Origin of the sequence: Streptomyces venezuelae ATCC 10712 (assembly GCF_008639165.1) — a bacterium.
In the GTDB taxonomy this organism is placed as follows: Bacteria; Actinomycetota; Actinomycetes; order Streptomycetales; family Streptomycetaceae; genus Streptomyces; species Streptomyces venezuelae.
On sequence record NZ_CP029197.1, the window covers coordinates 3,823,290 to 3,837,522 of the forward strand.

General features: G+C 74.4%; 12 protein-coding genes and 1 riboswitch. Of the genes, 6 read left to right on the forward strand and 6 right to left on the reverse strand.

What is annotated here, in order from left to right; genetic code table 11:
- The first annotated feature begins 38 nt into the window (after positions 1-38).
- Positions 39-1,646, forward strand: a complete 1,608-nt coding sequence (abc-f, locus tag DEJ43_RS17515) for a ribosomal protection-like ABC-F family protein (RefSeq protein ID WP_015034716.1) — start codon at positions 39-41, stop codon at positions 1,644-1,646.
- On the opposite strand, the gene cobN is transcribed toward abc-f, so the two are convergent.
- A complete protein-coding gene (gene cobN / locus DEJ43_RS17520; RefSeq protein WP_015034717.1) occupies positions 1,643-5,263 on the reverse strand; it encodes a cobaltochelatase subunit CobN in 3,621 nt (1,206 codons plus the stop codon). The genes abc-f and cobN overlap by 4 nt on opposite strands.
- 36 nt (positions 5,264-5,299) lie before the next feature.
- Positions 5,300-5,456: riboswitch (cobalamin riboswitch) on the reverse strand.
- Positions 5,457-5,528: 72 nt separating this feature from the next.
- Here cobN and DEJ43_RS17525 point away from each other — a divergent pair.
- From DEJ43_RS17525 to DEJ43_RS17535, 3 genes are read left to right on the forward strand one after another with little or no spacing between them, the layout of a single operon-like run.
- Entirely contained in the window at positions 5,529-6,914 is a 1,386-nt protein-coding gene (locus DEJ43_RS17525) for a cobalamin biosynthesis protein CobG (protein ID WP_041662606.1), read from the forward strand.
- The gene (locus DEJ43_RS17530; protein ID WP_015034719.1) at positions 6,911-7,573 is read left to right on the forward strand and encodes a precorrin-8X methylmutase; all 663 of its coding nucleotides are present in this window, start codon (positions 6,911-6,913) and stop codon (positions 7,571-7,573) included. Before DEJ43_RS17525 ends, DEJ43_RS17530 begins: the two co-directional genes overlap by 4 nt.
- On the forward strand, positions 7,570-9,054 hold the full coding sequence (locus tag DEJ43_RS17535) for a precorrin-2 C(20)-methyltransferase (protein ID WP_015034720.1): 1,485 nt from the start codon (positions 7,570-7,572) through the stop codon (positions 9,052-9,054). Before DEJ43_RS17530 ends, DEJ43_RS17535 begins: the two co-directional genes overlap by 4 nt.
- Positions 9,055-9,060: 6 nt before the next feature.
- Here the strand turns inward: DEJ43_RS17535 and DEJ43_RS17540 are convergent, their stop codons facing one another.
- A complete protein-coding gene (locus tag DEJ43_RS17540) occupies positions 9,061-10,617 on the reverse strand; it encodes a serine hydrolase (protein WP_041662608.1) in 1,557 nt (518 codons plus the stop codon).
- Positions 10,618-10,672: 55 nt separating this feature from the next.
- Complete coding sequence (locus DEJ43_RS17545) at positions 10,673-11,398, reverse strand: cobalt-precorrin-6A reductase (RefSeq protein WP_015034722.1); 726 nt, start codon at positions 11,396-11,398, stop codon at positions 10,673-10,675.
- A 12-nt stretch (positions 11,399-11,410) separates the two neighbouring features.
- On the opposite strand from DEJ43_RS17545, the gene DEJ43_RS17550 reads away from it, so the two are divergent.
- A complete protein-coding gene (locus tag DEJ43_RS17550; protein ID WP_015034723.1) occupies positions 11,411-12,544 on the forward strand; it encodes a cobalt-precorrin-5B (C(1))-methyltransferase in 1,134 nt (377 codons plus the stop codon).
- 32 nt (positions 12,545-12,576) lie between these two features.
- On the opposite strand, the gene DEJ43_RS17555 is transcribed toward DEJ43_RS17550, so the two are convergent.
- On the reverse strand, positions 12,577-13,290 hold the full coding sequence (locus DEJ43_RS17555; RefSeq protein WP_015034724.1) for a hypothetical protein: 714 nt from the start codon (positions 13,288-13,290) through the stop codon (positions 12,577-12,579).
- Between the two features lie 62 nt (positions 13,291-13,352).
- On the opposite strand from DEJ43_RS17555, the gene DEJ43_RS38770 reads away from it, so the two are divergent.
- Positions 13,353-13,427, forward strand: coding sequence for a 50S ribosomal protein bL37 (locus DEJ43_RS38770; RefSeq protein WP_015034725.1), 75 nt, complete (start codon positions 13,353-13,355; stop codon positions 13,425-13,427).
- A 105-nt stretch (positions 13,428-13,532) separates the two neighbouring features.
- Here the strand turns inward: DEJ43_RS38770 and DEJ43_RS17560 are convergent, their stop codons facing one another.
- Positions 13,533-13,946, reverse strand: coding sequence for a PIN domain-containing protein (locus tag DEJ43_RS17560; RefSeq protein ID WP_015034726.1), 414 nt, complete (start codon positions 13,944-13,946; stop codon positions 13,533-13,535).
- On the reverse strand, positions 13,943-14,221 hold the full coding sequence (locus DEJ43_RS17565) for a hypothetical protein (RefSeq protein WP_041662612.1): 279 nt from the start codon (positions 14,219-14,221) through the stop codon (positions 13,943-13,945). Before DEJ43_RS17565 ends, DEJ43_RS17560 begins: the two co-directional genes overlap by 4 nt.
- Positions 14,222-14,233: the final 12 nt, after the last annotated feature.

Below are 14,233 nucleotides of genomic sequence, written 5' to 3' on the forward strand. Positions count from 1 at the left end.
GTATCGCGGCCTCGTCGTCGACGAACAGGAGTCACCCTTTGTTCCGTGCCCAACTCACCGATGTCACCAAGCGCTACGACGACCGGTACGTCCGGCACCGCACCGTGCTCGACCGGGTCTCCCTCTCCGTGCGGGCCGGGGAGCGCCTCGGGGTCGTCGGCGACAACGGCTCCGGGAAGTCCACCCTCCTCCGGCTGCTCGCCGGCATCGAGGCCCCCGACAACGGCACCGTGACCGTCGACGCCCCCGGCGGGCTCGGACACCTCGCCCAGACCCTGGACCTCGCCCCGGACGCGACCGTCGGCGACGCCGTCGACCACGCCCTCGCGGACGTAAGGGAGCTGGAGCGGGCGATCCGGGCGGCCGAGGCCGCCCTCGCCGTGACCGGTGACCTCACCGGGTACGCGGAGCTGCTCGCCGCGTACGAGGCCAGAGGCGGCGCCGGGGCCGACCGGCGGGTCGAGACCACCCTGCGGCGGCTCGGCGAACCCGGCCCGCTCGACCGCGCCCGGCCGCTCGGCACCCTCTCCGGAGGGCAGCGGTCCCGGCTCGCACTCGCCGCCGTCCTCGCGGCCGAGCCCGAACTGCTGCTGCTCGACGAGCCGACCAACGACCTCGACGACGAGGCCGTGGCCTGGCTGGAGGAGCGGCTGCGCGCCCACCGGGGCACGGTCGTCGCCGTCTCCCACGACCGGGTCTTCCTCGACCGGGTCACCACCGCCGTCCTGGAGGTCGACGAGGACCGTCACACCGTCCGCCGCTACGGCGACGGCTACGCCGGTTACCTCGCCGGACGCGCCGCCGAACGGGCCCGCAGACAGCGGGAGCACGAGGAGTGGAAGGAGGAGCTCGCCCGGTACCGGGCACTCGCCGACACCCACATCGACCGCTTCTCGGCCATCCCGCGCAAGGCCCCTGCCGCGTTCAGCGGGGCGGGCGCCTTCCGGGCCCGGTCACGGGCGCACGGCGCGATGAGCCGCATCCGGGCGGCCCGCGAGCGGCTCGCCCGGCTGACCGCCCGCCCGGTACCGGCGCCCCCGCAGCCGCTCCGGTTCCACGCGGAACTCAGCGGTGAGGGCGCGCCCGTCGACCTCGCCGGCCTCCGGGTCGACGGCCGGCTCCGGCTCGACGCGCTGCACCTCGACGCGGGCGAGCGACTCCTGGTCACCGGGCCGAACGGCGCCGGCAAGAGCACCCTCCTGAAGGTGCTCGCGGGCGAACTCGCCCCGGACACGGGCACGGTGGACGTCCCGGCCCGCGTGGGGATGCTCCGCCAGGAGACGGCCCCGCCCACCGACCCCCGTACGGTGGGCGAAACCTTCGGAGCGGACCGCACGGACGAACTCCTCGCCCTCGGCCTCTTCACCGCCGGGGACCTGGCGACCCCGGTCCGGTACCTGTCGACAGGACAGCGCCGGAAACTGGAACTGGCACGCCTCGTCACCGAACCGGCCGATCTCCTCCTCCTCGACGAGCCGACCAACCACCTGGCCCCGGCGCTCGTGGAGGAGATCGAGGCCGCGCTCGCGCACTACCCGGGCACACTGGTCGTGGTCACCCACGACCGCCGCCTCAGAAAGGGCTTCCGGGGCCGCCGCCTGGAACTGGCACCGGCCCCCGCCCTGGTGAAGTCCGTGAGGATCTAGTCCTCGTCGGAGCCGTCCGTGGAGGCTTCGAGGTCTCCCTCGGTGTCCAGGAAGACCTGTCGCAGCGCGGCCAGCGTCTCCGGGTCCGGCTTCTCCCACATGCCGCGCGACTCGGCTTCGAGGAGCCGTTCCGCGATGCCGTGCAGGGCCCAGGGGTTGGCCTCCTTCAGGAAGGCCTGGTTCTCCGCGTCCAGGACGTACTCCTGGGTGAGCTTGTCGTACATCCAGTCGGCGACGACACCCGTCGTGGCGTCGTACCCGAAGAGGTAGTCGACGGTCGCCGCCAGCTCGAACGCGCCCTTGTAGCCGTGGCGGCGCATCGCCTCGATCCAGCGCGGGTTGACCACCCGTGCGCGGAAGACCCGGGAGGTCTCCTCGACGAGCGTCCGGGTGCGGACCGTCTCCGGGCGGGTCGAGTCGCCGATGTACGCCTCGGGGGCCGTGCCCTTGAGCGCGCGGACGGTCGCCACCATGCCGCCGTGGTACTGGAAGTAGTCGTCGGAGTCGGCGATGTCGTGCTCGCGGGTGTCGGTGTTCTTCGCCGCCACCGCGATCCGCTTGTACGCCGTCTCCATCTCGGCCCGCGCCGGACGGCCTTCGAGCCCGCGCCCGTACGCGTACCCGCCCCACACCGTGTACACCTCGGCGAGGTCGGCGTCCGTGCGCCAGTCCCGCGAGTCGATCAGCTGGAGGATGCCCGCGCCGTACGTGCCCGGCCGGGAGCCGAAGATGCGGGTCGTGGCGCGCCGCTCGTCACCGTGCTCGGCGAGGTCGGCCTGTGCGTGCGCCCGGACGTAGTTGTCCTCCGCGGACTCGTCCGCGAGGCCGGCGACGAGCCGTACGGCGTCGTCGAGGAGCCCGATGACGTGCGGGAACGCGTCCCGGAAGAAGCCCGAGATGCGCAGGGTGACGTCGACGCGCGGACGGCCGAGTTCGGCGAGCGGGATCGGCTCCAGGCCGTTCACCCGGCGCGAGGCCTCGTCCCACAGCGGCCGGACGCCGAGCAGGGCGAGCGCCTCGGCGACGTCGTCACCGGCGGTGCGCATCGCGCTCGTCCCCCACAGGGAGAGGCCCACGGAGGTCGGCCACTCGCCGTTGTCGGTGCGGTACCGCTCCAGGAGCGAGTCGGCGAGCGCCTGTCCGGTCTCCCAGGCGAGCCGGGACGGCACGGCCTTCGGGTCGACGGAGTAGAAGTTCCGGCCGGTTGGCAGGACGTTGACCAGGCCGCGGAGCGGGGAGCCGGACGGGCCGGCCGGGACGAAGCCGCCGTTCAGGGCGTGCACGGCGTGGCCGAGCTCGTCGGTGGTGGCGGCCAGACGCGGGACGACCTGCTCGCAGGCGAAGCGCAGGACGGCGTGGACGTCGGGGCCGTACGCGGCGGCGACCGTCGCGACGGCGGCCACGGACCAGTCCGCCGCCTCCATCGCCTCGACCAGCTCGCGGGCCTTCGCCTCCGCCTCGTCGGCGGTGGTGCGGGTGGCGGCCGACTCGTCGAGGCCGAGGGCCTCGCGCAGCCCGGGCAGCGCCTGCGTGCCGCCCCAGATCTGCCGGGCGCGCAGGATGGACAGGACCAGGTTGACCCGGGCCTCGCCCTGCGGGGCGCCGCCGAGGACGTGCAGTCCGTCGCGGATCTGGGCGTCCTTGACCTCGCACAGCCAGCCGTCGACGTGCAGCAGGAAGTCGTCGAAGCCGTCGTCCTCCGGGCGCTCCTCGAGGCCCAGGTCGTGGTCGAGCTTGGCGGCCTGGATCAGCGTCCAGATCTGGGCGCGGATCGCGGGCAGCTTCGCCGGGTCCATGGCGGAGATCTGCGCGTACTCGTCGAGGAGCTGCTCCAGGCGGGCGATGTCGCCGTAGGAGTCGGCGCGGGCCATCGGCGGCACCAGGTGGTCGACGAGCGTGGCGTGCACGCGCCGCTTGGCCTGGGTGCCTTCGCCGGGGTCGTTGACGAGGAAGGGGTAGATCAGCGGGATGTCGCCGAGGGCCGCGTCGGGGCCGCAGGCGGCGGACAGGCCGGCGTTCTTGCCGGGCAGCCACTCCAGGTTGCCGTGCTTGCCGAGGTGCACCATCGCGTCGGCGCCGAAGCCGCCGTCCTCGGCGCGGGCGGCGATCCAGCGGTAGGCGGCCAGGTAGTGGTGGGACGGCGGGAGATCGGGGTCGTGGTAGATCGCGATCGGGTTCTCGCCGAAGCCGCGCGGCGGCTGGATGAGGATCAGCAGGTTCCCGCGGCGCAGGGCCGCGAGGACGATGTCCCCTTCGGGGTTGCGCGACCGGTCGAGGAACATCTCGCCGGGCGCCGGACCCCAGTGCTCCTCGACGTGGGTCCGCAGCTCCTCGGGGAGCGTCGCGTACCAGCGCTTGTAGTCGGCGGCCGGGATGCGGACCGGGTTCTTGGCGAGCTGCTCCTCGGTCAGCCAGTCCTGGTCGTGGCCGCCGGCCTCGATCAGGGCGTAGATCAGCTCGTCGCCGTCGCCGGAGACGAGGCCGGGGAGGTCCTCGGCCGGGCCGAAGTCGTACCCCTCGGCGATCAGCCGGCGCAGCAGCGAGACGGCGGAGGCGGGGGTGTCGAGGCCGACGGCGTTGCCGATGCGGGAGTGCTTCGTCGGGTACGCGGAGAGGACGAGCGCCAGCTTCTTCTCGGCGTTCGGGATGTGCCGGAGCCGGGCGTGCCGGACGGCGATCCCGGCGACGCGGGCCGCGCGCTCGGCGTCGGCGACGTACGCGGGCAGGCCGTCCTCGTCGATCTCCTTGAAGGAGAACGGCACGGTGATCAGCCGCCCGTCGAACTCCGGCACGGCGACCTGGCTGGCGGCGTCCAGCGGGGAGAGGCCCTCGTCGTTCTCCTCCCAGGCGGCGCGCGAGCCGGTGAGGCAGAGCGCCTGCAGGATCGGCACGTCGAGCGCGGCGAGCGCGCCCGCGTCCCAGGCCTCCTCGTCCCCGCCGGCCTGCGCCTCGGCGGGCTTGGTGCCGCCCGCGGCGAGGACGGTGGTGACGATCGCGTCGGCGGTGCGGAGCCGGTCGAGCAGCTCCGGCTCGGGGGCCCGCAGCGACGCCACGTACAGCGGGAGGGCCTGGGCGCCCTGGTCCTCGATCGCCTCGCACAGCGCGTCGACGAAGCCGGTGTTCCCGCTCATGTGGTGGGCGCGGTAGTAGAGCACGGCGACGGTCGGGCCGGTCGTCGTGCGGGCCGCGCGCTCCAGGGGGCCCCAGGTGGGGGCGGCCGCCGGGGCCTCGAAGCCGTGACCGGTGAGCAGGACGGTGTCGGAGAGGAAGCGGGCCAGCTGCTCCAGGTTCCCGGGGCCGCCGTGCGCGAGGTAGGCGTGCGCCTCGGTCGCGACGCCGACGGGGACGGTGGACGCCTCCATCAGCTGGGCGTCGGGGGCCTGTTCGCCGCTGAGGACCACCACCGGCTTCCCGGCGGCGCGGACCGCGTCGAGGCCGTCCTCCCAGGACCGGAGTCCACCGAGGAGCCGTACGACGACGAGCTCGGCGTCGGCGAGGAGGCCGGTGAGGTCGGCCAGGGGGAGGCGGGCGGGGTTCGCGAAGCGGTACTCCACCGGGCCGCCGGCCGCGCGGGCGCTGAGCAGGTCGGTGTCGGAGTGCGACAGCAGCAGAAGCATGGCGAGCGCAGGCCTTCCTCGGGGTTGTCCGCGCCCCGGGTGGTCGTATGGACGGCGGGAGTTCCTGACTCACCGGACCGGGATCATGCGGACATGAAGCCGGGCCGGCTCACAGTGGCGGGACCGCGCCGGAATCTCACCGGGCTTCCTCCCCGGGGTCCTGGGACCCCATGCCGTCTGCATAGTAGATCGTGCGGCCGACGGCCCGGGGCGGACGGCCGAGTCGGCCGGATCACACCCGGTGGCCGCCCGGTGGCCCGTCGGTATGCTCGCCGCCATGCCGCCCACCCCGACCCCGACGCCCGACCCGGGCGAACCTCGCATACGGGACCGTGGCGACGCGTGCCCGGGGGCGCTGCGCCTGCACTCCGCCGACGACGGCCGCCTCGCCCGACTCCGCCTGCCCGCAGGCCGCTTGACGGCGCGTCAGGTAGAGGTTCTGGCGGTCGCGGCGGAGACCCTGGGCGACGGGCGGATCAGCATCACCTCGCGTGGCAACGCGGAGCTGCGCGGGCTCGCCGACGACTGCGGGGCACGGCTCGCGGAGCTGCTCGCCGGAGCGGGCCTGCTGCCCTCCCCCACGCATGAACGGGTCCGCAACATCGTGGCCTCCCCGGCCGCCGGTCTCGACGGACTCGGCGCCGCCGACGTGCAGTTGTGGGCCCGCGAACTGGACGCCCTGCTGTGCGCCACGCCCTGGGCGGCGGCGCTTTCCGGCCGTTTCCTCTTCGTCCTCGACGACGGCCGCGGGGACGTGGCCGGGCTCGGCGGCGATGTGACCTTGGTCGCAGTGCGGGGCGGGGCGGCGCTCCTGTACGTCGGCGGGCGGGCCCTCCGCGTCGCGGCGGCCGACGCGGCCCGCGCGGCGCTGGCGGCGGCGGGCGCGTTCCTGACCGCGGCGCGGGAGGCCGGCACCGGCGCCTGGCGGGTCCGGGAACTCCCGGAGGACCACGAACCGGACGTACCGACCGCGCTCACGGAAGCGTGCGTGCCCGCGGAGCCCGCGGACCCCACGGAGCCCGCAGAGCCCACGGACCCTGCGGAGCCCGCCGAGCCCGCGGAGCCCGCGGACCCCGCGGACCCCGCGACGGTGCGATCCCACGCCCGCACCCTGGACCCCACCCCCGCCCGGAAGCCGGAACCCCCGCAAGCGCCCGTACCCCCGCTTCCCCAAGGGTCGCCCCCTCCCCCCGGCCCCCTCGGTTCCGCCGCGGTCTGTCTGCTCGCCCCGCTCGGCCGGCTCACCGCCGCGCAGCTGCGGGCGCTGCTGCCCGCCGACGAGGTGCGGTTCACGCCCTGGCGCGGTGTCGTCGTGGCCGGCGCCGGGCCCGAGCGGCTGCCCGCGCTCGACGCGGCCGGGCTCGTCACCCGCCCCGACTCCCCGTGGGTGGGCATCAGCGCCTGCACCGGACGGCCCGGCTGCGCCAAGGCCCTCGCCGACGTCCGCGCCGACGCCGCCCCCGGACCGGTCGGGGCCGCCCACGGCCTCCCCGTGCACTTCTCCGGCTGTGAGCGCCGCTGCGGCCATCCGCACGGCCGGTGGACCGACGTCCTCGCCACCCCCGGCGGCGACTACCTCGTGGACGGCGTCCCCGCCCCCCGTACCGCCCTGCCCGAAGCCGTGACCACGGCCCGCACGACGACGAGATGAGCGAGAGCAACAGGATGTTCGACTACGAGAAGGACGGGGCGGAGATCTACCGCCGGTCCTTTGCCACGATCCGCGCCGAGGCGGATCTGGCGGGGCTGCCCGCCGACGTCGCCACCGTCGCGGTGCGGATGATCCACGCCTGCGGCATGACCGACCTCGTCCAGGACATCGCGTACTCCCCCGGGGTCGTCGCGAACGCGCGGGCCGCGCTCCGCGCCGGCGCCCCGATCCTCTGCGACGCGCAGATGGTCGCGAGCGGGGTCACGCGCAAGCGGCTGCCCGCCGCCAACGAGGTGCTGTGCATGCTCTCGGACCCGGCCGTGCCCGCCCTCGCCGCCGACCTGGGCACCACCCGCTCCGCCGCCGCCCTCGAACTGTGGCGGGACCGCCTCGAAGGCTCCGTCGTCGCCATCGGCAACGCCCCCACCGCCCTCTTCCACCTCCTGGAGATGGTCGCGAAGGGCGCAGGGAAGCCGGCCGCCGTCCTCGGCATACCCGTCGGGTTCATCGGCGCCGCCGAGTCCAAGGACGCCCTGGCCGCGAACACCCTGGGCCTCGACCACCTGGTCGTACGGGGCAGGCGCGGCGGCAGCGCGATGACGGCCGCCGCGATCAACGCCATCGCCCACGAGGCGGAGATTCAGGAGATCCAGAAGTGACCGGCAAGCTGTACGGGGTGGGGCTCGGCCCCGGCGACCCGAACCTGATGACGGTGGCCGCCGTGAAGGCCATCGCCGCCGCCGACGTGATCGCCTACCACTCGGCCCGGCACGGCCGGTCCATCGCCCGCTCGATCGCCGCCGAGCACCTGCGCGAGGACCACATCGAGGAGCGGCTGATGTACCCGCTCACGGTGGAGACCACCGACCATCCGGGCGGCTACCGGGGCGCCCTCAACGACTTCTACGAGGAGGCCGCGGCCCGCCTCGCCGCGCACCTCGACGCGGGCCGCACGGTCGCCGTCCTCGCCGAGGGCGACCCGCTGTTCTACGGCTCGTACCAGCACATGCACAAGCGGCTCGCGGACCGCTACGACACGACCGTCATCCCCGGCGTCACCTCGGTGTCCGCCGCCGCCGCCCGGCTCGGCGAGCCGCTGTGCGAGGCGGAGGAGGTCCTCACGATCATCCCCGGCACCCTGCCGGAGGACGAGCTGACGGCCCGTCTCGCGGGCACCGACTCGGCGGTCGTGATGAAGCTCGGCCGCACCTTCCCCACCGTGAAGCGGGCCCTGGAGCGGGCCGGACGGCTCGACGACGCCCGGTACGTGGAGCGGGCGTTCATGGCGGGCGAGCGGACCGGCGACCTCGCGGACGTCGACCCCGAGTCCGTCCCCTACTTCTCGGTCGCCGTCCTGCCCTCCCGCATCGACGCGGAACCTCCCGTACGGGAGCGGGGCGAGGTCGTCGTCGTCGGCACCGGCCCGGCCGGCGCACCCTGGCTCACCCCCGAGTCGCGCGGCGCGCTCGTCAACGCCGACGTCCTCGTCGGCTACACCACCTACCTGGACCGGGTGCCGGTGCTGCGCCCCGGGCAGATCCGGCACGGCTCGGACAACAAGGTGGAGTCCGAGCGCGCCGAGTTCGCCCTCGACCTGGCCCGCCGCGGCCACAAGGTCGCGGTCGTCTCCGGCGGCGACCCGGGCGTCTTCGCGATGGCCACGGCCGTCCTGGAGGTCGCCTGCGAACCGGAGTACACCGACGTGCCCGTACGGGTCCTCCCCGGGGTGACCGCCGCCAACGCGGCCGCCGCCGCCGCGGGCGCCCCCCTCGGCCACGACTACGCGACCGTCTCGCTCTCCGACCGGCTCAAGCCCTGGGACGTCATCGAGGCCCGGCTGCGCGCCGCGGCCACCGCCGACCTCGTCCTCGCCCTCTACAACCCCGGATCCAGGTCCCGTACGCACCAGGTGGCCGCCGCCCGCGACCTCCTGCTTGAACTGCGCTCCCCCGAGACCCCGGTGGTCGTCGCCCGTGACGTGGGCGGGCCCGAGCAGTCCGTACGGGTCGTCACCCTGAAGACCCTGGAGCCCTCCGAGGTCGACATGCGGACCCTGCTCCTCGTCGGCTCCTCGCAGACGCGGGCGGTCGAGCGGGGCGACGGCCGGACGATCGCGTGGACACCGCGCCGCTACGGGTGAGCCGGATCACGACCGGGTGAAGGTACCGAGGCCTTCCTGGTCCAGGTACTCGACGCGCAGGGACGTGCCGTCCGGGGAGAACGTGACGCCGGTGAGACCGACGGCGTTCTCCCCGCGGGTCGGGAAGCTGAACGTGTCGCCGTCGTAGTGCGTGAGCTTGTACGTCTGGGGCTTCGGCCCAAGCCGCAGGACCAGGCCGCCGTTCTCCTCGACCACCTGCGCCCGGCCGTAGTAGTCGCTGGTGAACGTGCCCGTGTAGGCGTCGGAGGCCTTCGCCGGCTCGGCGTCCGCCGGGGGCTTCGCGTAGTCCGTGGGGGACAGGTCGGCGTCCGCCTCCTGCTCGTACAGGGCGTCGACGATCGGCAGCCAGTCCCGGCTCGGCTTCCCGTCCTGCGCGGTGTCGAAGAAGTCCAGGGCCACGGTGTCGGCGACGCCGACCGGCGCGCCGTTGGTGAGGACGACGATGCCGAGCTGCTCGCCCGGCAGCATCGTGACGTTGGTGTGCGCCCCTTCGGCGAACGCGCCGGTGTGCGAGAGCCGCAGCCGGCCCTCGTCGTCGTACGACACGTTCCAGCCGAGCCCGTAGAAGCCGGTCCGGGCGGCCGGCGCCTGCGCCGGGCCGGACACGGACTCGGGGTGGTGGGTGAGGACGAGGGCGTCCTCGGCGACGATCCGCTTCCCGTCCAGCTCACCGCCCGCGAGCTGGAGCCGCAGCCAGCGCGCCATGTCACGGGCCGAGGAACTCACCCCGCCCGCCGGGGACTGGGCGTCCGGGTCGCGCACGAACTGCGCCTTCCACGTGCCGTCGGGCTGCTTGACGTGGCCGTGGGCGCGGTCCGGGTTCGAGACGAAGTCCTCGAAGCGGGAACTGGTGTCGTTCATCCCCGCGGGCTTGTAGAGGGTGTCCTCGGCGAGCTTCTCCCAGGGCACGCCCTTCTCGGCGGCGACGGCCTCGGCGGCTCCCGTCAGACCGAAGTTGGTGTACGCGTAGCTCACGCGGAACGGCGCCAGGGGCTCGTACCGCAGGTGGGACAGGATGTAGTCCTGGTCGTAGCCCAGGTCCTCCAGGAGGTCGCCCGCGTGATCGGGCAGCCCGCTGCGGTGCGAGAACAGGTCGGCGGCCGTCATGTGCGAGGTCACCCACGGGTCCTTCAGCCGGAAGTCGGGCAGTTCGGGATTGACCGGCTTCTGCCAGCCCTCCACACCCACCGCGCCGGACACGATCGTGGAGGCGATCGGCTTCGACACCGAGGCCAACTGGAAGACGGTGTCGGCGTCGACGCGGGCACTCTTGCCGACCTCCCGCACGCCGTAGCCCTGGATGTGGAGCACCTTGCCCTTGTACACGACGGCGACGGACACCCCGGGGACCCCGGTCTTCCGCATCAACTCCGCGACGCTTCCGTCGAGTCGGTCGACGGCCCGGTCCACGTCCGCCTGGTCGAGCAGCGGTGGCGGCTCCGCCGGAGGCGGCTCGGGGGTGGGCGAGGGGGCGCCGAAGCCGGGGGCGAACCCCAGCACGGACGCGAGCCCCGCTGTGACCAGCCATCGGACGGTACTCACCCCTCCATTGAACGCCCGCCGCAACCGGCTGTCGCGCGGGGCGGAAACCAGGAGTTCACAGCGTGCGGGCCCACTCGGCGGCCGCCTCCGCGGTCGCCGCCACCGGGACGCCCTCCGGGACCGGAGGACGGCGCACCACCACCACCGGAAGCCCCGCCTCACGGGCCGCCGTCAGCTTCGGGGCGGTCGCCGCACCGCCGCTGTCCTTCGTCACCACGACGTCGATCCGGTGCCGGGCCAGCACCTCCCGCTCACCGGCCAGGCCGAACGGGCCCCGGTCGAGGAGGAGCTCGGTCCGGGCCGGCATCGGGCCGGCCGGGGCGTCCACCGAGCGGACCAGGAACCACTCCGGGCGGTCCGCGAAGGCCGCGAGGCCCATCCGGCCGGTGGTCAGGAACACCCGGTCGCCGAGGCCGTCGAGGGCGCGGGCCGCCGCATCGAGGGACGCCACCGGACGCCAGTCGTCGCCCTCCGCCGGGACCCAGCCGGGACGGCGCAGCGCCAGCAGGGGAACATGGGCGGTGGCGGCCGCCCGGGCCGCGTTGAAGCTGATCCGCCCGGCGAAGGGATGCGTGGCGTCGATGACCGCGTCCACCGCGTGCGCGCCGATCCACTCCACCAGCCCGTCGACGCCGCCGAACCCGCCGATCCGCACCTCGCCCTCGGGCAGCCGGGGGCTCGCCACCCGCCCCGCGAGGGAGCTGGTGACCCGGAGCCGGCCGTGCAGCAGGCCCGCGAGGGCGCGGGCCTCGGTGGTCCCCCCGAGAATGAGTATGTGCACAGGAGCCTCTTCGTGACTTCAGGCGGCGGGCGTGAGGCCCAACTCAAGCACACCGGCCTCCGCCCGGGCTGGACGACGGGTGCCTGTGCGACGGCGGCGACGACCGCCGCGTACACGGCCCTGCTGACCGGCGGTTTCCCTGACCCGGTGGCGATCACGCTGCCGAAGGGCCAGACGCCGTCGTTCGCGCTCACGGCCGAGTCCCTCGACGCCGGCGCCGGTACGGCCATGGCGGCGGTCACGAAGGACGCGGGCGACGACCCGGACGTCACGCACGGGGCGGTGATCCGCGCGACGGTACGGCTCCTGCCGGCGGGCTCGGGCGTCGTCTTCCGGGCCGGCGAGGGCGTCGGCACGGTCACCCTGCCGGGGCTGCCCCTCGACGTCGGCGAACCGGCGATCAACCCTGTGCCGCGGCAGCTGATGCGGGAGCACGTGGCGGCGGTCGCGGGGCGGCACGGCGGGAGCGGCGACGTCGAGATCACCGTCTCCGTCGACAACGGCGCCGAGATCGCCCGCTCCACCTGGAACCCCCGCATCGGCATCCTCGGCGGCCTGTCGATCCTCGGCACGACCGGGGTCGTGGTGCCGTACTCCTGCTCGGCGTGGATCGACTCGATCCGGCGCGGGGTGGACGTGGCGCGGGCGGGCGGTCTGACGCATGTGGCGGGCTGCACGGGCTCGACGTCGGAGCGGACGGTGGCGGGCCTGTACGACCTGCCGGAGATCGCGCTGCTCGACATGGGCGACTTCGCGGGCGCGGTCCTCAAGTACGTCCGCCGCCACCCGGTCGACCGGCTCACGATCTGCGGCGGCTTCGCGAAGCTCTCCAAGCTGGCCGCCGGGCATCTGGACCTCCACTCGGCCCGCTCGCAGGTCGACAAGGCGTTCCTGGCGGAGCTGGCGCGCACGGGCGGCGCGTCACCGGCCCTCGCGGCGGAGATCGCCGCCGCGAACACGGGCCTGGCGGCCCTCCGCCTCTGCGAGGCGGCCGGCGTCCCGCTGGGCGACCTGGTGGCCGCCCGCGCCCGCGACGAGGCCCTGACGGTCCTCCGGGGCGCCCCGGTGGCGGTGGACGTGATCTGCATCGACCGCGCGGGCACGGTGGTGGGCCGGTCGGAGGTGGCGGGCCCGGCGGGCGGGTAGCGGCGGGCGGGTAGCGGCGGGGCGGCCGGGTGTCAGGCCGTCGGGTACCCGATCTCCCGTACGTCCTCGGCGAGGTCCGCGAGCGTGACGTCCGGGTTGAGGGCGGCGACGGTCTCCGCCGTCAGCGGGCGCAGGGCGAGGACGTGCCGGACCGCCTCGATGTCGACGGGCCGCTCGTAGTAGTCCGACGCCCATTCCGCGTACGCCTGTGCCGAGCGGTGCGTGAGGTGGTGGAAGAGGCCGCCGGACCCGTCCGGGTCCTCGTGGTCCTCCAGGCCCGTGAACTCGACCGGACCCGTGCGCCAGGCCGTGTCGGCGGTCTCGCGCCACAGGCAGGCGGTGGTCACGTGGATGCCGTCCTCGTCCGTGAAGGCGGGCTCCGTCAGGTACTCCCGGAACGCCTCCGGGACCCCGTCGAGCACCCCGGGCCACGTGACCCCGTCCGCGGCCGCCCCGTACGGGCTCATCGGCGACTCGTGGTCGAAGCCGCGCGCGAAGGCTCCGGCGGCGGACAGCACGATCGTGTACTCGCCGCCCTGGCCGTCCTTCATGGACGCCAGCTGCTCGGTCGCCGACCAGTGCGCGTCGAAGGAGTAGTACCGGCTCTCCCACTCCGGGCTGAGCACGGCCTCCACCATCGCGAGCCCCCGGCTGTGGTCGCGCAGTTCCTCGATGCCCGGCAGCGCCCGGGCCACGTCGTAGACAGTCACGTCTCCATGAGACCGCACCCCGCCGACGGCCGACATGCGGCCCCCCTGCCCCGAACCTAGGCTTGCCAGCACACACCCCCCGAGCGAGAGGGAGTCCCATGGCGAAGCGCGGCAACAAGCGGCGGGCCCGCAAGAAGAAGAACGCGAACCACGGCAAGCGCCCCAACGCCTGACCGTCGACGCACCGCACCGGGGCCCCGGGGATCGGACTCCCCCGGGCCCCGAAGCGCGTCCCCCCACGCCGCCCGAAAGCCGCCCCGCCGGGGGCGAGCCCGCCGTCAGACCTTGACGACGACGATCCGGTCGGTCACGAGCTTCTCCAGGTCGTCCACGTCCGGCGTGAACAGCGTGACCTCGCCCGCCTGCTGACGGGCGACGACCGCGAGAACGGCGTCGATGGCGTACTTGTGCCCGTGCAGCCCGGTGGAGGACAGGAGCCGACGGGCCTGACGGGCTTCGTCCTTGCCGATGTCCGCGACGCGCACGCGGGACAGTACCCAGTCCCAGCGCTGCTCCGTCGTCCTGCCGTCGTACGCCTCGACGAGCGTCAGGGGGGACGTCACCACGTCCGCTTCCCCCCGAGCGGCCAGGTCGAGGCGGGCCATCATCGGCCGGTCGCCCCGCACGGCGAGCGAGAGCGCCTCACTGTCCAGGACGAAGACCCGGAGCGGCCGCTCCGCCCGCCTCGTCACGCGGCTTCACCCGCGCGCCCCTCCCGGGCCCGGCGGCGCCGTTCGTGTTCGGCGTCGACTTCGTCCAGCTCGGCGAGGGCGGAGGTCCGCTCGGCGTCCGTGACCGGGCCGTGCTCCTCCTCCAGCCAGTCGACCAGTTCCCGGAGCCGGTCACGGTCGCGCCGCAGCCGCAGCGCCTCCGCGACGTACGCCGACAGACCGTGCTCGGCCGCCTCGGCGCGGACCTCCTCCAGGAGGTCCTCCGGGATCGTCACCGTCACCTTCTTCGTGGCCATACTCACGACCAT

What these genes read in the sequence shown, in the direction of transcription:
- DEJ43_RS17525 (WP_041662606.1), top strand. Translation starts at nt 5,529, where the DNA reads ATGCTCGCCGCCATGCCGCCCACCCCGACCCCGACGCCCGACCCGGGC.
- DEJ43_RS17530 (WP_015034719.1), top strand. Translation starts at nt 6,911, where the DNA reads ATGAGCGAGAGCAACAGGATGTTCGACTACGAGAAGGACGGGGCGGAG.
- cobN (WP_015034717.1), bottom strand. Translation starts at nt 5,263, where the DNA reads ATGCTTCTGCTGCTGTCGCACTCCGACACCGACCTGCTCAGCGCCCGC.
- DEJ43_RS17565 (WP_041662612.1), bottom strand. Translation starts at nt 14,221, where the DNA reads ATGGCCACGAAGAAGGTGACGGTGACGATCCCGGAGGACCTCCTGGAG.
- DEJ43_RS17555 (WP_015034724.1), bottom strand. Translation starts at nt 13,290, where the DNA reads ATGTCGGCCGTCGGCGGGGTGCGGTCTCATGGAGACGTGACTGTCTAC.